This window comes from Clostridium sp. KLE 1755, from assembly GCF_000466465.2.
GTDB classification, from domain to species: domain Bacteria; phylum Bacillota; class Clostridia; order Lachnospirales; family Lachnospiraceae; genus Eisenbergiella; species Eisenbergiella porci.
Window position 1 is genome coordinate 33,369 of the sequence record NZ_KE992771.1, and the last position, 16,364, is coordinate 49,732.

At 48.8% G+C, this 16,364-nt stretch carries 13 protein-coding genes; 4 read left to right on the forward strand and 9 right to left on the reverse strand.

Annotated elements, in window-relative coordinates; genetic code table 11:
- The first annotated feature begins 171 nt into the window (after window positions 1–171).
- Both HMPREF1548_RS24815 and HMPREF1548_RS24820 read left to right on the forward strand, forming a co-directional pair.
- Window positions 172–1,629 (forward strand): nicotinate phosphoribosyltransferase, encoded by a 1,458-nt coding sequence (locus HMPREF1548_RS24815; RefSeq protein ID WP_021639505.1) that lies wholly within the window; start codon window positions 172–174, stop codon window positions 1,627–1,629.
- Window positions 1,630–1,656: 27 nt separating this feature from the next.
- Complete coding sequence (locus HMPREF1548_RS24820; RefSeq protein WP_021639506.1) at window positions 1,657–2,538, forward strand: DegV family protein; 882 nt, start codon at window positions 1,657–1,659, stop codon at window positions 2,536–2,538.
- Window positions 2,539–2,673: 135 nt separating this feature from the next.
- Here HMPREF1548_RS24820 and HMPREF1548_RS24825 read toward each other — a convergent pair whose 3' ends face one another.
- The 6 genes from HMPREF1548_RS24825 to bglB form a co-directional block, all read right to left on the reverse strand.
- The gene (locus tag HMPREF1548_RS24825) at window positions 2,674–3,306 is read right to left on the reverse strand and encodes a YczE/YyaS/YitT family protein (protein WP_021639507.1); all 633 of its coding nucleotides are present in this window, start codon (window positions 3,304–3,306) and stop codon (window positions 2,674–2,676) included.
- A gap of 30 nt (window positions 3,307–3,336) precedes the next feature.
- A complete protein-coding gene (locus HMPREF1548_RS24830) occupies window positions 3,337–5,007 on the reverse strand; it encodes a hypothetical protein (protein ID WP_021639508.1) in 1,671 nt (556 codons plus the stop codon).
- A gap of 200 nt (window positions 5,008–5,207) precedes the next feature.
- On the reverse strand, window positions 5,208–6,842 hold the full coding sequence (locus tag HMPREF1548_RS24835; protein WP_180998400.1) for an extracellular solute-binding protein: 1,635 nt from the start codon (window positions 6,840–6,842) through the stop codon (window positions 5,208–5,210).
- 132 nt (window positions 6,843–6,974) lie between these two features.
- A complete protein-coding gene (locus HMPREF1548_RS24840; protein WP_021639510.1) occupies window positions 6,975–7,844 on the reverse strand; it encodes a carbohydrate ABC transporter permease in 870 nt (289 codons plus the stop codon).
- Complete coding sequence (locus HMPREF1548_RS24845) at window positions 7,844–8,785, reverse strand: ABC transporter permease (RefSeq protein ID WP_021639511.1); 942 nt, start codon at window positions 8,783–8,785, stop codon at window positions 7,844–7,846. The genes HMPREF1548_RS24840 and HMPREF1548_RS24845 overlap by 1 nt, the downstream gene beginning before the upstream one ends.
- Before the next feature lie 32 nt (window positions 8,786–8,817).
- On the reverse strand, window positions 8,818–9,927 hold the full coding sequence (gene bglB / locus HMPREF1548_RS24850) for a beta-galactosidase BglB (protein ID WP_021639512.1): 1,110 nt from the start codon (window positions 9,925–9,927) through the stop codon (window positions 8,818–8,820).
- A 280-nt stretch (window positions 9,928–10,207) separates the two neighbouring features.
- On the opposite strand from bglB, the gene HMPREF1548_RS24855 reads away from it, so the two are divergent.
- On the forward strand, window positions 10,208–11,140 hold the full coding sequence (locus tag HMPREF1548_RS24855; protein ID WP_035323848.1) for a helix-turn-helix transcriptional regulator: 933 nt from the start codon (window positions 10,208–10,210) through the stop codon (window positions 11,138–11,140).
- Between the two features lie 360 nt (window positions 11,141–11,500).
- Here HMPREF1548_RS24855 and HMPREF1548_RS24860 read toward each other — a convergent pair whose 3' ends face one another.
- A complete protein-coding gene (locus HMPREF1548_RS24860) occupies window positions 11,501–12,163 on the reverse strand; it encodes a lysoplasmalogenase (RefSeq protein ID WP_021639515.1) in 663 nt (220 codons plus the stop codon).
- A gap of 485 nt (window positions 12,164–12,648) precedes the next feature.
- On the opposite strand from HMPREF1548_RS24860, the gene HMPREF1548_RS24870 reads away from it, so the two are divergent.
- Window positions 12,649–13,284 (forward strand): cysteine peptidase family C39 domain-containing protein, encoded by a 636-nt coding sequence (locus HMPREF1548_RS24870; RefSeq protein ID WP_021639518.1) that lies wholly within the window; start codon window positions 12,649–12,651, stop codon window positions 13,282–13,284.
- Between the two features lie 39 nt (window positions 13,285–13,323).
- On the opposite strand, the gene HMPREF1548_RS24875 is transcribed toward HMPREF1548_RS24870, so the two are convergent.
- Complete coding sequence (locus HMPREF1548_RS24875; protein WP_021639519.1) at window positions 13,324–14,703, reverse strand: MFS transporter; 1,380 nt, start codon at window positions 14,701–14,703, stop codon at window positions 13,324–13,326.
- A 110-nt stretch (window positions 14,704–14,813) separates the two neighbouring features.
- Window positions 14,814–16,316, reverse strand: coding sequence for a sulfatase (locus HMPREF1548_RS24880; RefSeq protein WP_021639520.1), 1,503 nt, complete (start codon window positions 16,314–16,316; stop codon window positions 14,814–14,816).
- Window positions 16,317–16,364: the final 48 nt, after the last annotated feature.

Genomic DNA, 16,364 nt, shown 5'->3' on the forward strand with positions numbered 1-16,364 from the left:
GCCGGCACACCGGTTTCCTCCACGGGCGGCCCCCTCGCGAAAAAATCTTGCTTTCTTGGGTAATTACGCGTATGATATGTGTAATTTAATACATTCCTATACAGGCAGGGGACAGCCCTTCATCCGCCGTCCCGTGTCTGAACCCATAATGCTGAAAGCGGAGGAGAAACCATGAAAACGCGGAATCTTACCCTCATGACCGATCTTTACGAACTGACGATGATGCAGGGCTACTTTAAGAACATGGACCGTAATGAAACGGTAATTTTTGACGCCTTTTACCGGAATAACCCGATGGAATCCGGATACGCCATCTGCGCAGGGCTTGCACAGGTTATCGAATATGTGGAAAACCTGCATTTCGATAATGATGAAATTACCTATCTGAAAGGTCTGGGAATTTTTGAGGACGACTTCCTTGAATATCTGCAAAATTTCAAATTTTCCGGAAGCATCTATGCAATTCCGGAAGGAAGCATCATGTTCCCCAGGGAACCAATGATTAAAGTCATCGCTCCTATTATGGAAGCGCAGCTGATTGAAACCGCTATTCTGAATATTATCAACCACCAGAGCCTCATCGCCACCAAGACGTCCAGGGTATGCTATGCGGCCCGCGGCGACGGAATCATGGAATTCGGCCTCCGCCGCGCGCAGGGGCCTGACGCCGGCATTTACGGCGCAAGGGCCGCTATGATCGGCGGCTGCATCGGCACCAGCAACGTGCTTGCCGGACAGATGTTTGATGTACCCGTGAAGGGCACGCATGCCCACAGCTGGATCATGAGCTTCCCGGATGAATACACCGCCTTCAAGGTATATGCGGACATGTATCCCGGCGCCTGCATCCTGCTGGTAGATACCTATGATACCCTGAAATCCGGCGTTCCCAATGCCATCCGCGTATTTACGGAAATGCGTGAGGCGGGCATTCCGCTGACCTTCTACGGAATCCGCCTGGACAGCGGCGACCTGGCGTATCTTTCCAAGAAAGCAAGGAAGATGCTGGATGAGGCAGGCTTCCCGGACGCCGTCATCTCCGCCTCCAACGATCTGGATGAATACCTGATCGACAGCCTGAAGGCACAGGGCTGCAAGGTTACCTCCTGGGGTGTGGGCACCCATATGATCACCTCCAAGAACTGGCCTTCCTTCGGCGGCGTGTACAAGCTTGCCGCCATTATGGATGAGAACGGGAACTTCATCCCCAAAATAAAGCTTTCTGAAAATTCAGAAAAAATCACCAATCCGGGCAATAAGGTAATTCACCGCATCTATGAAAAGGAATCAGGAAAAATCAAGGCGGATCTCATCGCCCTGGAGGATGAGGTTTTTGACGAGAATGAGCCTCTTCTCCTCTTCGATCCCCTGGAGCCGTGGAAAAAGACGCTGCTGGAGCCCGGTACCTATACCATGCGTGAACTGATGGTTCCCGTTTTCCTGGATGGGAAATGTGTCTACACCTCTCCCAGTGTTATGGAAATCAGGGAATACTGTCAGAAGGAGCTGGACACGCTCTGGGATGAAACGAGACGTCTTGTCAACCCTCACCAGGTATATGTGGATCTTTCCTCCAAGCTGTATCATATCAAAATCCAGCTGCTGGATCAGATGGGACAGGTTCACTGACCAATATAAAAACAACAAGGAGACTTTATGCTTAAAATAATCACGGACTCCGCCTCTGACCTGACGGAGGAAGTCATCCGCCGCTATCAGCTTCATGTCATACCCACTCCGGTGGTCATTGATGAGGTGGATTATCTTGACGGCCAGACCATCCATTCCAGGGAATTTTACAATATACTGGACGATACCAGCCGCGATGTGAAAACCTACCACATCAACCCGGCCATGTTTGAGGAAGCCTTTACCCCCTATGCCAAAAACGGGGACAGTGTGATATATCTCTGCTTTTCCACCGGAATCGCGGGCACCTTTAATGCCGCCAATCTGGCAAAGGCCAATGTACTGGAGGAATACCCCGATTTTGATCTGACCATTATCGATTCCCTCTGCGCCTCCGCAGGCTTCGGCCTTCTGGTGGTCAAGCTGCTGACCATGCTTGAGAACGGCGCCTCCAAGGAGACGCTGCTGGAAGCCGCCGAATTCTACCGCAGGCACATCCGGCATGTGTTTACGGTAAATACGCTTGCCTATCTGATTAAAGGCGGCAGGCTTTCCAAATGGAAGGGTAATCTGGCGGAAGCGCTGGATATGAAGCCGGTGCTGATTGTGGACGAAGCAGGGAGCCTGCAGGTCCTGAAAACGGTGCGCGGGCACAAGAAATCCCTGAAAAGCCTGGTGGAATATGCCCAGGAAAACGGCGTTGAAATCGAAAAACAGCTGTTTTCCGTCTGCCACGGCGAGGATGAGGAGGCCATGGATTTCGTCCTGGACCTGCTCCGGGAAAAACTGCATCCCGCAGATATTATGGTATCGGTTGTAGGCTGTGCCATCGGCGCCCATACGGGACGCGGACTCGTGGGTGTCTGTTTCCTGGATGCTTCGGAGGAGCCGTACCGGAAGTATCTGTAACCGTTTAATCCTCTGAACGCTGTAATCTCCACAGAAGAAATCATGTCAGTATAAAAAACGCCTGTCATCCGGAAGAATCAGCTCCCGGATGACAGGCATTTTTTTGTATATTACAATTGTTCTTTTTTCTCGCAGCTACTGTTTATTTTCCTTTCCATACAAAAACGGCCGCGCGACGTGAATATTAAAAAAGTCTATCAGCGGTCCCATAAAGAACGCCGTCACTACCGTTCCCACCCCCACTACCGCTCCCAGGGCAAATCCCACAATAACGCAGATCACATCCGTGGTAATCCGCAGATACCGGAATTTTCCCAGCTTCCGTTCCGTCAGAATCAGGGACACGGCATCATAGGTGGATACTCCCAGATCCGCCGTAAAGTACATGGCCGATGCAAAGCAGAGGATTACCAGTCCTGCTGCCAGCAGCGCAATCCGCACCGGCATGGACGGACTGTCCCCCACCAGGCCTGCCACCACGTTGTCCGAAAACTGTACCACGTATCCCAGCAGGAAAATGTTCACAAAAGTGGATATCCCGATATGATGTTTATTCAGGAGAAAAATAAGCAGCAGCATCAACAGGTTTATCAGCATATACAGCGTCCCGAAGTCCATAAATGTAACCTTGTTGCTGATTCCATTCACAAACACCTGAAATGGATCCGTCCCAAACCGGGCGTTCCGGAATAATCCCACCGCCAGTCCGCTGACGATGACGCCGATAAAGGCCATCAATATTCTTTTTTTTATTTTTTTGTCATTCATAATTTTCTCTTTCCATTTTCCTGGCCGCCCTTACCGCCCCGCCAGCAGTTTTTCCTCCAGATCCCTGCGGTTACGGATGCGGATCGTATGGTCGAAGGCAGTATAATCAGTGAAATATACCGTAACAGCTCCCGGGGTCTTGGTTTCACTGTCCTCCTTCCCCTCTGTAAAACGATGCTCTCCAAATCCCGGCCCGATTAACAGGCTGTCCTTTTCATTGTAGGCCTCCAGCTCCGGATCCTTGATTACCAACACCTCACTGCCGTTCACCGGAAGCATCACATGCTCGCTTGCCATATAATCAATGCCGGAAAAGGCCAGCTCCACTCTCCAGGGCGCTCCCTGCACTCCCTCTGTTACCACACGCACGTCTATGCCGCCCTCCGCAGGCTCCACATACACATCGATCTCCATATCCGGTCCCAGCTTCTTTTTCCTCTTGCTCTGATCCATCTTCCACCAGTCGCTGGTTTCCGGCTTTTCTTCAAAAGGCAGGTAGTACCAGCCCCTCATGGTCTGATGGAGATGGGCCGTGCCGCCAGGCAGGATTTCCATCGTTTCCGCCTTAAACGCCCTGTGCTCGCAGAAGCTTCCCGCCACCTTCATCTCCAGCTTGCTGGTTCCGTTATGGAAATAGAGAAAATTGGACTTCTCCCGCATCACCGTGTAGCTGTAGTGCCCCTTCCTGGCCCGCAGTATTCCGGAATCCTCATAAAACCGGACGAAATCCGGCTGTTCATAGCGTCCCGCATACTCAAAGCTTCGATATTCGGGGTGCAGCATCAGATAAATCAGGCATTCCGGCGAGGAAATCTTTTTTTCCTCAATGATGTCAAAAATAGTGTTGCACATCCCGAGAAATTCCGGAATGTCATATTTCATGCCCATGGCCAGATACTCTATGTAATAGCTCAATGGATATACCAGCCTGTCTTTGTCGAAACGGGTGGAATTGGCAGTGAAAATACTTCCGTCCGGCTCCCAGTAGGTAAGCATCATATGAAGGTTGCGGATGGTATGCTGCTCGTATTGGGCGTCTCCAGTGGCGTCGGAAAGCATCAGCATGGCATCGTTATTAACGCTGTTATAATTGCCGGCGGATTTCTCTGCGAACTCACCGTCGGCATTGCAGTCAATCCCCTCTATCAGGTAAATACCCGCGCTTTCCGACAGCTTTTTATCATTGAAAAGCACCCCGCATTTCGCCAGTGAAGAAGCAATTGCCCAACGGTGGTTGGGCGTATGGAAGCCGCCCTCCAGCAGGCCATATGCGCCGTCATGTACAATTTCCCCCACCTTCTGTAAAAAAATCTCTTCCTGTTCGGTGCGATTCCCAAGCTTTTGCAGATACTCATACACCGGGATAAAGAAACCAATGCAGAAAGCCGTATCCGGCGCTGAGAAGAAGTTACAGGTAACATAGTCAAAAAGTCCGTTTTCGTGCTGCACGCTGCGGATATAGGAAAGCCCCAGTTCTGCCCGCTGCGCCAGCAGGGAGTTGCGGTAATAGCGGCTGTCCGGATTACAATACAGCGTGATCATGGGCTCCACGCAGATAATCGTATATTTAGCCTGGACCATCCGATCCCTGTCATAAAAGCCTCCGTAACAGGGGCTTTTTTCATCCAGCTCCTGCGACCGCAGACGGCTGAATACCCGTTCCTCGGTATCCCTTAAAATTATTTCATAATGTTTTTCCATTCTCGTTCATTCCTTTCCCTTTGCTCAGGTACAAAGAAGTGTGGCTTAAGCATATTATTTTATCCCCGGAGCCGCTCATGGCTCAGGAAATCAATTGATTACCTGAGAAAAAGCCTGCTACCGGAGTAACAGGCTTATTCTGCTTATCAATAACTATAAATTTCGGTGCATCCAGCCTTCGCCTTCCATATTAACGCACTCTAGTTCTGGCTGTCAAAGTATTCTGCTCTTCCGTCCAGGATTTTCTGCAAACCTGCATTTACCAGCTCGTTACGGCCTGACTCATAGGTAGCCTCAAACTGATCTGCGGGCGCTACGATACAGCGATATACAAACTCAATCATACGGGTCTTAACATCCGTGCCGTAGGTCTGCTCATCCTCTGCTATGTAGGAGAATACAGGGAAACGGAACTTTCCTACTTCCTTCACTGTCTGGATACTCTGATACCATTCAAGGCTTGCCCACTGGGTGGCCTGGTTGTTGAAGGAGGTCTGCGCCAGCACCTCGGGATCATTGGCCCACTCAAAGTTCAGGTTCATGATGCACCAGTCATCACAGGTGCCAGGATAACCTTTTTCGTTCTTTTCAGCCTCGGCAGGCTCTACTGCCACACCAAGATCATCTGTCTTGTAATCCGGTGTATAACGTATTTTGACAGCCACTTCAGGGTCAGCCATCCAGTTCAGATACTTCATGCAGGCTTCCACCTTCTCATCACTTGTGGTGGTGGGAATCATTACAAACATGGCATAACGGTACTCAAAAGGATTTCTGTAGCTTCCATCCGGCAGATCAAAGCACTGAATGGGTACGAAGGTCTCATGACCTAATGCATTGTTCAGTATTTCAAAGCTTGCATGAGGATGATAAGGGTCGTCCAGGACGAAGCCCACGCTGCCGTTGGAAATTGCCGCCATATATACATCTTCAGCCGTATCGGTAGGGAAATCTTTGGTGATCAGGCCGTCATTGTACCATTGGTTCAGCTGCTTCAGGCCTTCCTCCGCACCGGGAGCCACCGACATATACCATTCATTATAGATATAGGCTGTACGGTCATCCGGCAGATCCACATAGGAACCAAGGAAATTCAGGTACATCTTCTCGGTATCATTCCGGCCGCTCATAGCCCAGGGGATAGTGGTGTCGCCTCCCAGATTTTTTTCTTTTACAGCATAGAGATATTTGCCAAGTTCCTCTTTCGTAGTGGGCATTTCCATGCCAAGCTCGTCCAGCCAGTCTTTTCTGATGTATGCCATGTGGCGGGGTTCCTCAGTACCTCTCTGCTTCATCACGGCATATTTCTTATTCTCCATTACACTGATATCCTGGGCTTCAGCGCAGAACTTCTGGATATTAGATCCATACTGATTATAAACGTCAGTCAGTTCATGAAGCGCGCCGCTGTTGGCATAGCTGTAGAACAGGGTCTGATCATAGGTAAATACAATATCCGGGGCAGTTCCGCCGGACATCATGATATTCAGCTTGTCATCGGATTCCGAACGGGGAACGGAAACATATTCCACATTAATATTATACAGTTCCTTTACCTGCTCCTGGATCCACTGAGTCAGAGCGTTATTCTCCGTGGTTGTCCCGGGCGCCGCATTTCCTCTGTCCCATGCCATCACGCGGATGGTAACCTCTTTTCCTTTTTCCGCAGTATCTGTTCCGGCTGCCGCCTCTGTGCCGGAAGCGGCTGTCTGGGCGCTGCCTCCGTCCGCCGTGCCGGCTCCTGTCTCTTTTCCGCCGCAGCCTGCCATTGCCAAAGTCATTGCAGCGGCAAGGGCAACTGCCAGTGTCTTCTTAAAAATACCTTTTCTCTTCATAGCTGTTCCTCCATTTAAAATTTTTCGTGCTTCTATATTTCTTAAAAATATCCGGATTTTCCGCCGGATATAGTTTAACAAAACCATATCACCTCTCCGGAGCCGTACATCGGTTTTTCCGGACCTTACCGGTTACCCCTTTACAGCCCCGATCATGATGCCTTTAGTGAAGAATTTCTGTACAAACGGATATACCACCAACATGGGAAGCATGGAAATCACAATACTTGCCGCCTTGATATTTTCCGCTATCAGGTTTGTAGTCATACCTTCCTCTACGGATACGTTCACCGCTTCCACAAACTGCTTCAATACCATCTGAACGGTATAAAGCGATGAAGAATTTATGTAGTACAATACATCACTGATCCCGTTCCACCGGCCCACCGCATAGAACAGTCCCAGGGTCGCCATTGTGGGGTATACCAGCGGAAGCGCCACTTTTGTCAGCGTGGTAAGCTGGCTGCAGCCGTCTATCTTTGCCGCGTCATAGATGGCGGAATCAATCCCGCGGAAGGAATTGCACATGATAATCATGTTGTAGGCACTCAGCGCTCCCGGAATTATCAAAGCCCATACCGTATCGATCATGCCAAAGCTTCTTACGTTCAAATATTCAGGGATGATGCCCGGATTCAGATACATGGTCAGTACAAACAGGGTCATGATGAGGCCGCCGCCCTTTAAGCCTTTCTTGGAGAGCGGATATGCCGCCAGCACGGTCATCAGAAGGTTCACTGCCGTAGAACCCAGCATCAGTACGATGGAATAGCCAAATGCACGTACGAAGCTTCCGCTCTGCAGCGCCTTGGTATAGGCTTCCGTATTAAAGCCTACCGGGAATACAAAAACCCTGCCTGCCGTAATCGCATCCTTGGAGCTGAAGGATACGGAGATAACCCGCAGAATTGGAATCATCGCGATTACCGTTATCAGGATAAAAAATGCCGTCCAGAAGAACTGGAATAATTTTTCTGTTCTGCTGTTAATTCCGCTGTTCATTACACAATCCCCTCCTGTCCCATCTTCTTAATCACCCAGTTGGCCGACAGTACCAGCACGACTCCTACCACTGTCTGGAAAAGTCCCACCGCCGTAGCAAAGTCAAACCGCCCTGATGCCAGACCAATGGAATATACATAAGTGCTGATTACACTGGATGCATCACGCACCATGGTATTTCCCATCAGATAAGGCCTGTCAAAGCTGATGGACACCAGCTTGCCAATCTGCATAATCAGCAGGACGGTTATCGTGGAAGAAATCTGCGGCAGCGTCACATACCAGATACGCTGCAGGCGTGTAGCGCCGTCTATGTAAGCAGCCTCTCCCAGGGAAGCATCCGTAGCCATCAAGGCCGCCAGGTAAACGATAAGAGAATAGCCTGCGCCCTGCCATACGCCGGAAAACCAGTACACAAACCGCCATATTCCGCTGTTGCTCAAAAACGGGATACTTTCAGTGCCCAGGGCGTTTGCGATGTTGTTCACCATACCGGTATTGGCAAACAGCTGGGTAACAATACCTGAAATAATAACCCAGGACAGGAAATTTGGCAGATACAGCAATGTCTGCGTCACCTTACGCACCCTGCCGCTGCGCAGCTCATTCAGGAAAACTGCCAGAAATATAGGGATGGGAAAGCCGATAATCAAATCTCCCATATTCAGTATCAGGGTGTTTTTCAAGGCATCCCAGAAATCACGGGAAGTAAAGGCTTCCTTAAAATGTGCCAGTCCAATCCACGGACTGTTCCAGATACCCTGGAAAATATTGAACTTTTTAAACGCTACGACCACGCCCAACATGGGTTTGTACTTAAACAAAATCATGTAGATGACGGGAATCAGCAGCATGGCATACAGCTGCCAGTTATTTCTCAGGTAGAGTTTTGCATTTGTTTTTTTCCTGTCCGCCCGAGACGGTGTGTTCTTCCCTTTCATATGTCCTCCTGTTGTTTTGATAAATCCGGTAACTATTCAGTCACTTCGTCATCTGCTCTTAATTTTTTCCATTCCACCAGGAATAAAATAGCCAGCGCCTGTCCGTAAGGCATGGGCTTCAACGGAATTTCCTTGTAGAAATCCCTGTTTTCCCTTCCCATAGGTGTTCCATAGGATACCTGTCCCAGAATTCCCTCCTCCGATATCAGGGATAAAACAGGCTTCAGCGCCCGTTCCGCCGTCCCCAGCCACTTTTCCTCCAGAAGCCCGCAATGCACTCCCCGCAGGATTCCATAGGCAAAGCCACAGGTTGCGCTGGCCTCCTCGTAGGATTCCGGATCATCCAGCAGCGTGTGCCACATACCGCTGTCCGACTGATACCCCGCCAGAGCTTCCACCTGATTTCTGAGGGCCTCCTGTAAAATACGCGCCACAGGCTCGGAACAGGCTATGCTGTCAAGCAGCTCCGGAATTGCAATTGTAATCCAGCAGTTCCCCCGCCCCCAGAAAGCCCCTGCAAAGTGGTTTCTTTCCAGAAAGGTCCAGCCATGGTACCAGAAGCCGCTGACCGGATCCTGCAGGTATTTCATATGCAGCAGAAACTGATACTGGGCCTCGTTCCTGTAGTCCTCCCGATCCAGGATTCTTCCCATATTGGCCAGGAAAAGTACGGTCATCACCAGGGTATCGTCCCAAAGCTCCTGCTCATTGACATCATCGGAGGTCATATGCTGTATCCCGCCTTCCGAGGTTCTGGGCATTTCGTACATAATCCATTCCGCGGCTTCCCGGCAGGGCTGCAGGTAAGTCTCACTCTGCAGGTATTCCGCCAGATAGGAGAGGGTCAGATAAGGAGCGGCCGTATTCACATTGCACTGCGGAAAGCCTACCTGCAGCTGTCTGTCATAATACCGGGTCAGCATTTCCAGATATTTTTTCTCGCCGGAAGCGGCAAACAATTTCCAGATGCCGTAAAGTCCTACTCCCTGTGTCCATTCCCAGTGCGCGTATTTTTGCAGTTCTTCCTCAGGAAGGTTCTTTTTCCGGCGCATATTCTCCATGAATATTTCATCATCCTCATATAAGATCTCCGAAAAGGCTCCTATCAGCTGCTGAAGCTTTCTGTCAACTTCCTGTAACATTCCTTTATCCTCCTGCCTTTATCTGTTACTGTTCACTCCGTGACCAGTAACTGCATAAATCCATTAAAAATCGCCTGCGGCGATGGGATTTATGCACTCTTGAATCACTTTCTTACGTACTGTGCAGTAAATGCACAGTACTGAGTGAACAGTAACCTTTATCTGAACAATAACCTGCTGTATTTTTCATATTACTTGCCATTTGGCATTTGCCCTGCTATAATATAATTGTGAAAGAATTGGCTAAATGCCGGCACGGCAGAAAGAAGGTACGTTATCCATGCCTCAGACAATTGAATATGAAGAAAAACATTTTATCATTGTCAACGATATTGAAAATTCTCTATTTTATTTTTTTGATTTCGACGTCCGTTCTACGGAAAAGAACATGGAATTTGAGCATCTTCATTCCTATTACGAAATCCATATACTGTTAAGCCCAATGGCCACACATTTCATCGAGGGTATCCCCTACAGAATCCGAACCAATGATTTCGTTCTGCTGGAGCCTTCCCGCCTGCATAAGTCCTTTTATCCCAGTGAAACGCCCTCCAAGAGACTGGTCATCACCTTTATGTACCGCGACGATGGCTATGGTTTCAAAGACACCTACGAAAATCTTTTAACGCCTTTTCATGAGCCCGTGCCTATCTTCCGTTTTCCGGAAGCCCAACAGGAGGTTCTGGTTCGGATCCTGAATGAAATCGTAGCGTTGTCCCACCAGGCCGGCTCCCAGGAAATGACCGGCGCCTATGAGCTCATGGTACACAGCCTTTTTACCCAGTTCCTGTATTACCTGAAGGACTTCCAGGACTGCAATATCTACAAGACAGAGAACCCGGAGGATCGCCTGTCCGAACGAATATATACCGTAGCCAATTATATCCATACCCATTACATGGACAACCTCACCCTGGAGGAACTTGCCAAAAGCATCTACATGGATCCCTTTTATCTGTCCCATCAATTTAAGGAAGTCACCGGCTATACCATTACCCAATACATCCACCTGGTACGCATCCGCAACTGTCAGTTCCTGCTGCTCAATACGGAAGACAAGATTACAGATATTTCTTCCGCCTGCGGCTTCACCAGCTTTTCACAGTTCAACCGGGTCTTCCATAAGTTCTGCAACGAGTCTCCTTCGGAATACCGTAAAAGCCAGTCAACCGGCCGGCTTCTTACAGAACGGCCTAAGATTTTACATAACTGATCGTTTCTTTACTTTTCTGAGTATAACGTAATTAAATCGCATAGTCTATGTATTAATTGTGTTTTAGGAGGTAAAAACATTGCATATTTTGCGTTCGGTTGGTGGCCGCCAGACCGATTGGTTCATAGACAGCTATAAAAAACGCCGCCTGTATTCCCAGCCGAAATAACGATGCCAGATATTTTTATCAATTCACAAAAAACAGGCAGCAACCATTATCTGGTTTCTGCCTGGGGTATAAACTTTTAAACCTTTCTGTCCGCATACCTTTTATTCTTCCGCAAAACGCTGCCTGGTATTCCTCTTTAATTCCATGGCGGCTTTCTCTTTTGCCGTAAGCACCTCTCTTTTCCTCCCTGCTCACAGAAAATACATTGCGGCTGCAATCAGATATACCGCCGAATAATACAGCGTCAAAAGCACCCCGCTCAAAACACGGGATTTCGTTTCGTGCAGCAGGCGGAAGCCCAGAATATTATCGGATATATAAAAACAGATTCCTCCTGCTGCCGTCAGATACCCGGCCGGGCTGCCCAGCTGAACCGCCGCCGTCACAGCCATCGCCGACATGGCGGAAAGAAGCGCCGCATAACCTATCATAAGTATCATCTGCCAGCCGGGCTGCGGCAGAAATTTCCCATGAAGCAAAAGCATGAGCAAAAAGAACAGCAGAAATATCAGCACCGTGTATCCGCGAAACTGTGTCAGATGCATATAAGCCGCGATAAAACAGACATGCCCCAGCCCAAAGGAGACAACTCCCGAAAGGAAATAAAGCTCCAGCAGCACATCCGCCGTCATGCACAGGAAAGCCCCTGCCAAAATCATCAGGGAAAGCGTCCTGTGCACCTCCTGCGCTGTCAGGGCATACAAAAATGCCAGCATAACCGGCATGGCCGTAGCCAGCGCCTTGAATACCAGCACCTGTTTTTCTTTTTTTGTATTATTCCGAAAATAATGCTGACCGAAAGCAGCCGTCAGCACCGCCGCTGCTGCAAGCAACAAGAACTTCTGTAAATTCATAGGCAGCCACCATCTATTCCGGAGCACCGGCCGCGGTCCGTCCCTCCTCCGCAGCTTAAGCTCCTCTTTTTATCATCATACCTCATATGAACGTATATTTCTATCTTGGAAACAAATTCTGATAAATTTAATAGGGTGTGGCCTAAAAGCCGCTATTCATTCCATGCGCAGTAACAACGGTGGAGCTGCCGCTGAATTATCGCAATACTGGAGATTTAGGAATACGCAATATAGTGGCTTCTGCAATATGGCAATACAGCAGATTACATAATACGGCAGATGTCAATAATACGGCAGATTGACAGCAGGAAAAAAGTACGCGTATACTGAATATACTTTATTCATAAAGAATAAGCCGTTCCTGCCCTGTGCGGAACGAAAAATCAAACGGAAAGCAATAGCAAACAGCAATTTGACGGGCCGAAAGGAAAATGCCTTGATCCACCTGCTTTATAAGCCCGCCGGATCAGGCAGATGGGAGTAAAATGAAGAAAAAACACTTATATGCCCTGACCGTACTATTGATAATCCTGGCCGCCGGGGCCCTGTTCTTTGACATGTCCCGCCAGCATGGCAGCGTCCTGGTCCGCGCATCCCATGCCGCAGGTTCTTCCGATATCATCTGTTATCTGCAAAGCGATCCTGCCTGGGCGGAGGATTTTCTCGGCTCATCTTCCTATACCATGAAGTCCTCCGGCTGCCTCACCACCTGCCTTGCAGCAGCGCTGCAGTATGAGGGAATCACGCCTGAAACAATAACAGGCGCCGCGGACAGTATCGATCCGGGCGCCTTAAATATGTTTTTATCCAAAGAGCATGTGTATGATAATGAAGGCAATATCCAATGGGAGCCGCTGGAAAACGTCCTGAACGTCACAGCCGTAAGGCAGGGCGCAGACGGCATCACCGGAAAAACGCTGGAAAATCTTCTGGCAAAACGCATATTCCCCATCGTACGGGTCCGCGTAAACGGTTCCGGCAGCTTTCATTATGTACTTATCGTAAACAGTGACGGAAAAGAATTCCGGTGCATGGATCCCATGAACCCTTCGGACTCGCTTGTACCGTTATCTGACTTTGGCAACTGCATTTATGCGGTCAGATATATTTACCGGGAATGATGTGAACTTCCTGTCCCTCACATCATATCTGCCAGCCTGCTAATTCTGTGCTTTTGTCAAAACAGAATTTTCCGCTTCTATTCCGTTTTTCATATCCTCTATCATCTGATTGAAGTATTTATCCGTAATACAATAAAAACTCATAGAAATCAGAGAACAGATATACCCCGCCACCGGGAACAGGAATTTCATAGCCTTGATAGCCTCAATAACCGCCCCGGTCTGTTCCTGCCCCGCCACATAACCTGTGGCCGCCAGTATAATACCGGTAACGGAACCGCCAAGAGCCATTCCCACTTTATTGGAAAATGTCAGGGAAGCAGAAATTGTCCCTTCTCCACGGATGCCCATTTTCCACTGACCATATTCAACACAGTCTGGAAGCATGGCCCAGCCTAATGTACCAGTAATTGTTGCCAGTCCGGCGGCCGCCACCATAAAGCAGATAATGGCTGGAATATTGGCGGGCATAAAATATAAAATAGTATAAGGCACGATAACCAGCGCTGTGGAGATCATGTACAGCCTTTTCTTCCCGCATAATTTTGATAAATATGGGATTACAAGAAATGCCACTACGTTTACTGCCAGCGTATACATGGAGACTGCCGCCACCAAATCTTTCCTCCCAAGAAAATAGATAAAATAATATACATTTACCGCAGACGCTGCCGCTCCTGCAAACTGATCCGTTGAGAAAGCGATTAATAGCATAAGCAGGGGCTTATTTTTAAAAATAAGCTTTATCTGGGTACCAAAAGGTATTCTTTCCTTCGATGCCGGCATTACGTCCATTGTATCCTTCTTTTTTGCTCCCCATGCACAAAGCCAGAAGGACAGGGTCGTAATAATGCCTACGAACAGGCCATATTTTGCCCAGCCGCCTTCTCCTCCGCCAAACAGACCTACCATGGGAAGGGCCAGTACGCCCACAAACAGGGTTGACGGAATTGTCATTGCCTGCTTGCATGTGACAATTGTCGTTCTTTGCTGCGGATCACCGCTCATTACAGGCGTCAGCGCATGATATGGAATATTGCAGACGGTTGACAGCAGGGAATAAATAATATACAGTGCATAGGCATATACTATCTTCCCCACAGGACTCAAAGACGGCGTACAGAATAAAAAGAAGATGGAAAGCCCCAGAAATGGAGCGCCGTATATCAGATAGGGACGATACCGTCCCAGCCTGGAACGGGTTCTGTCCGATATCATTCCCATCATGGGATCCGTCACCGCATCAATAATACGCGCCACAAGCATAAGCCCTGAAACAGCCAGTGCTGAAATCCCATAAATATCCGTCAAAAAATAGGTCAGATAAGACATGACCAGTATGTATGCAATGTTGCTCCCCAGGCCGCCAAAAGCGTATCCTGCAATTTCCCATTTACCTGCTTTTCTTAAGCTATCCATATTTTTTCTCCTTTGCGCTCCGAAGCGCTCATGTGACTCCTGTCACTTACTAACCGGGCAGGTGGAAAGTGCATATCCTTCCCCCCTCCCTCTACACATTTGCATTCTGCTTACCGGACTATCCCCAGTCTCGTATACAGTTCCTCCGGCGCATCGTTTTTCTCCATATATTCCGCAATATACCCCTTCATTCTTTCCTCTGTCTCCTTATCACTGACCGGGGCCGTCTGATGTGGGTCGATTTTAAGATCATAAAGCGCTGAACCAAATTTAGTAGTATCACCCATTACATTTTTCGCTTCAATTCTCATCACCCTGCATCCCTTAGTAAAGGAAAAAGGCTCTGACATCACAATATTCTGAAGCTCATCCGGCTGGAACATCTGGCGCATGTGCGTTGGCATCAGTGTGTACTCATATACCGGAAGCTCAGGCCTTTCTGCAGAATGCATATAAACATATCTGCCGTCCGTCACATTTACCTGGCTGCCGTGATAGCCAAATACGGCATAGGACCGGACAGGTTCATCACTGTCCATGACCTGTTTAAGCGGCTTGCCTTCCATATCTTCTGGAATTTCCACTCCGAAATAATCAAGCAGCGTAGGAGCCAGATCGATGGTCTGTACAATGGCATTCCTGTGGACGCCGGCCAGTTCTTTCCTGCGCGGGTCATATATAAACAACGGCGTATGCGCGATTTCATTGTATATCGGCATGGCGGTTTTCCCCCACCAGCCATGTTCCCCAAGCAGGAAGCCATGATCCGTATTTACGATCAGCATAGTATCCTCCCACAGGTCATATTTATCCATGATATCCAGAACCTTCCCCAGATAACGGTCACATTTGGATACCAGCGCCGCATAGTTATATCTTACATGCTGTACCGTTTCTTCATCCTCTGCCACCGGACAGTAAGGCGGCCAGTCGGCATCCATTTCCGCATCTCCCCGGAAATGGTGAGGATACAGATCCTTATCCTGCTGCAGAGTATAAAAGGGCTCATGTGGATCAAAGGTCTCAATCTGAAGGAACCAGTTGTCCTGCCCGTGATTGGCCTCAATAAATTCCAGTCCATTGGCAAAGGTTACCGCCTGAGAGGTCTTTTCCTCCGTATCCATATGCCTGCGGTTAATTTCATCATGCACAAGCATGGCGGTGTACGGCGGATATGAGAGCATTTCCTTTTTGTGGACGAATACCGTTCCTTTGTCAAACTGACAGCCTAAATCAGCTTTCCACAAATCCCCTTCCTGGCCCCTGGAAATTTCCCAGGAGGAATATCTGTTGTGGTATGTTGCTCCGCCGTCCTCCCAGTAATGCTGATGATCGCTGACCAAATGCGTATAAATCCCCGCTCTTTTCAGCAGCTCCGGCATGGAGTCATCAAACGGCTCCATCGGCCCCCAGCTCCTGTGGAAAAAATTAATACGGCCCGTATGCAGTTCTCTTCGCGCCGGCATGCAGGGCATGCTTCCCACATAACAATTTTCAAACTGCACACTCTTTTCAGCCAGCCGCCTGAAATTAGGCGTCAGCGTCCAGTCGCAGCCGTACGGTTCCAGCATCTCCCGATTCAGGGAATCGTACATTACCATAATCGCTTTCATAATTATCCTCCTTTTTTGAAAACGTTTTCAAAATATTGTATAAGTAAA

Excerpts from the sequence above, each read along its gene's own strand:
- HMPREF1548_RS24860 (WP_021639515.1), bottom strand. The coding sequence starts at position 12,163 with ATGAATTTACAGAAGTTCTTGTTGCTTGCAGCAGCGGCGGTGCTGACG.
- HMPREF1548_RS24835 (WP_180998400.1), bottom strand. The coding sequence starts at position 6,842 with ATGAAGAGAAAAGGTATTTTTAAGAAGACACTGGCAGTTGCCCTTGCC.
- HMPREF1548_RS24815 (WP_021639505.1), top strand. The coding sequence starts at position 172 with ATGAAAACGCGGAATCTTACCCTCATGACCGATCTTTACGAACTGACG.
- bglB (WP_021639512.1), bottom strand. The coding sequence starts at position 9,927 with ATGTTACAGGAAGTTGACAGAAAGCTTCAGCAGCTGATAGGAGCCTTT.
- HMPREF1548_RS24870 (WP_021639518.1), top strand. The coding sequence starts at position 12,649 with ATGAAGAAAAAACACTTATATGCCCTGACCGTACTATTGATAATCCTG.
- HMPREF1548_RS24875 (WP_021639519.1), bottom strand. The coding sequence starts at position 14,703 with ATGGATAGCTTAAGAAAAGCAGGTAAATGGGAAATTGCAGGATACGCT.
- HMPREF1548_RS24845 (WP_021639511.1), bottom strand. The coding sequence starts at position 8,785 with ATGAAAGGGAAGAACACACCGTCTCGGGCGGACAGGAAAAAAACAAAT.
- HMPREF1548_RS24880 (WP_021639520.1), bottom strand. The coding sequence starts at position 16,316 with ATGAAAGCGATTATGGTAATGTACGATTCCCTGAATCGGGAGATGCTG.
- HMPREF1548_RS24820 (WP_021639506.1), top strand. The coding sequence starts at position 1,657 with ATGCTTAAAATAATCACGGACTCCGCCTCTGACCTGACGGAGGAAGTC.
- HMPREF1548_RS24830 (WP_021639508.1), bottom strand. The coding sequence starts at position 5,007 with ATGGAAAAACATTATGAAATAATTTTAAGGGATACCGAGGAACGGGTA.
- HMPREF1548_RS24855 (WP_035323848.1), top strand. The coding sequence starts at position 10,208 with ATGCCTCAGACAATTGAATATGAAGAAAAACATTTTATCATTGTCAAC.
- HMPREF1548_RS24825 (WP_021639507.1), bottom strand. The coding sequence starts at position 3,306 with ATGAATGACAAAAAAATAAAAAAAAGAATATTGATGGCCTTTATCGGC.
- HMPREF1548_RS24840 (WP_021639510.1), bottom strand. The coding sequence starts at position 7,844 with ATGAACAGCGGAATTAACAGCAGAACAGAAAAATTATTCCAGTTCTTC.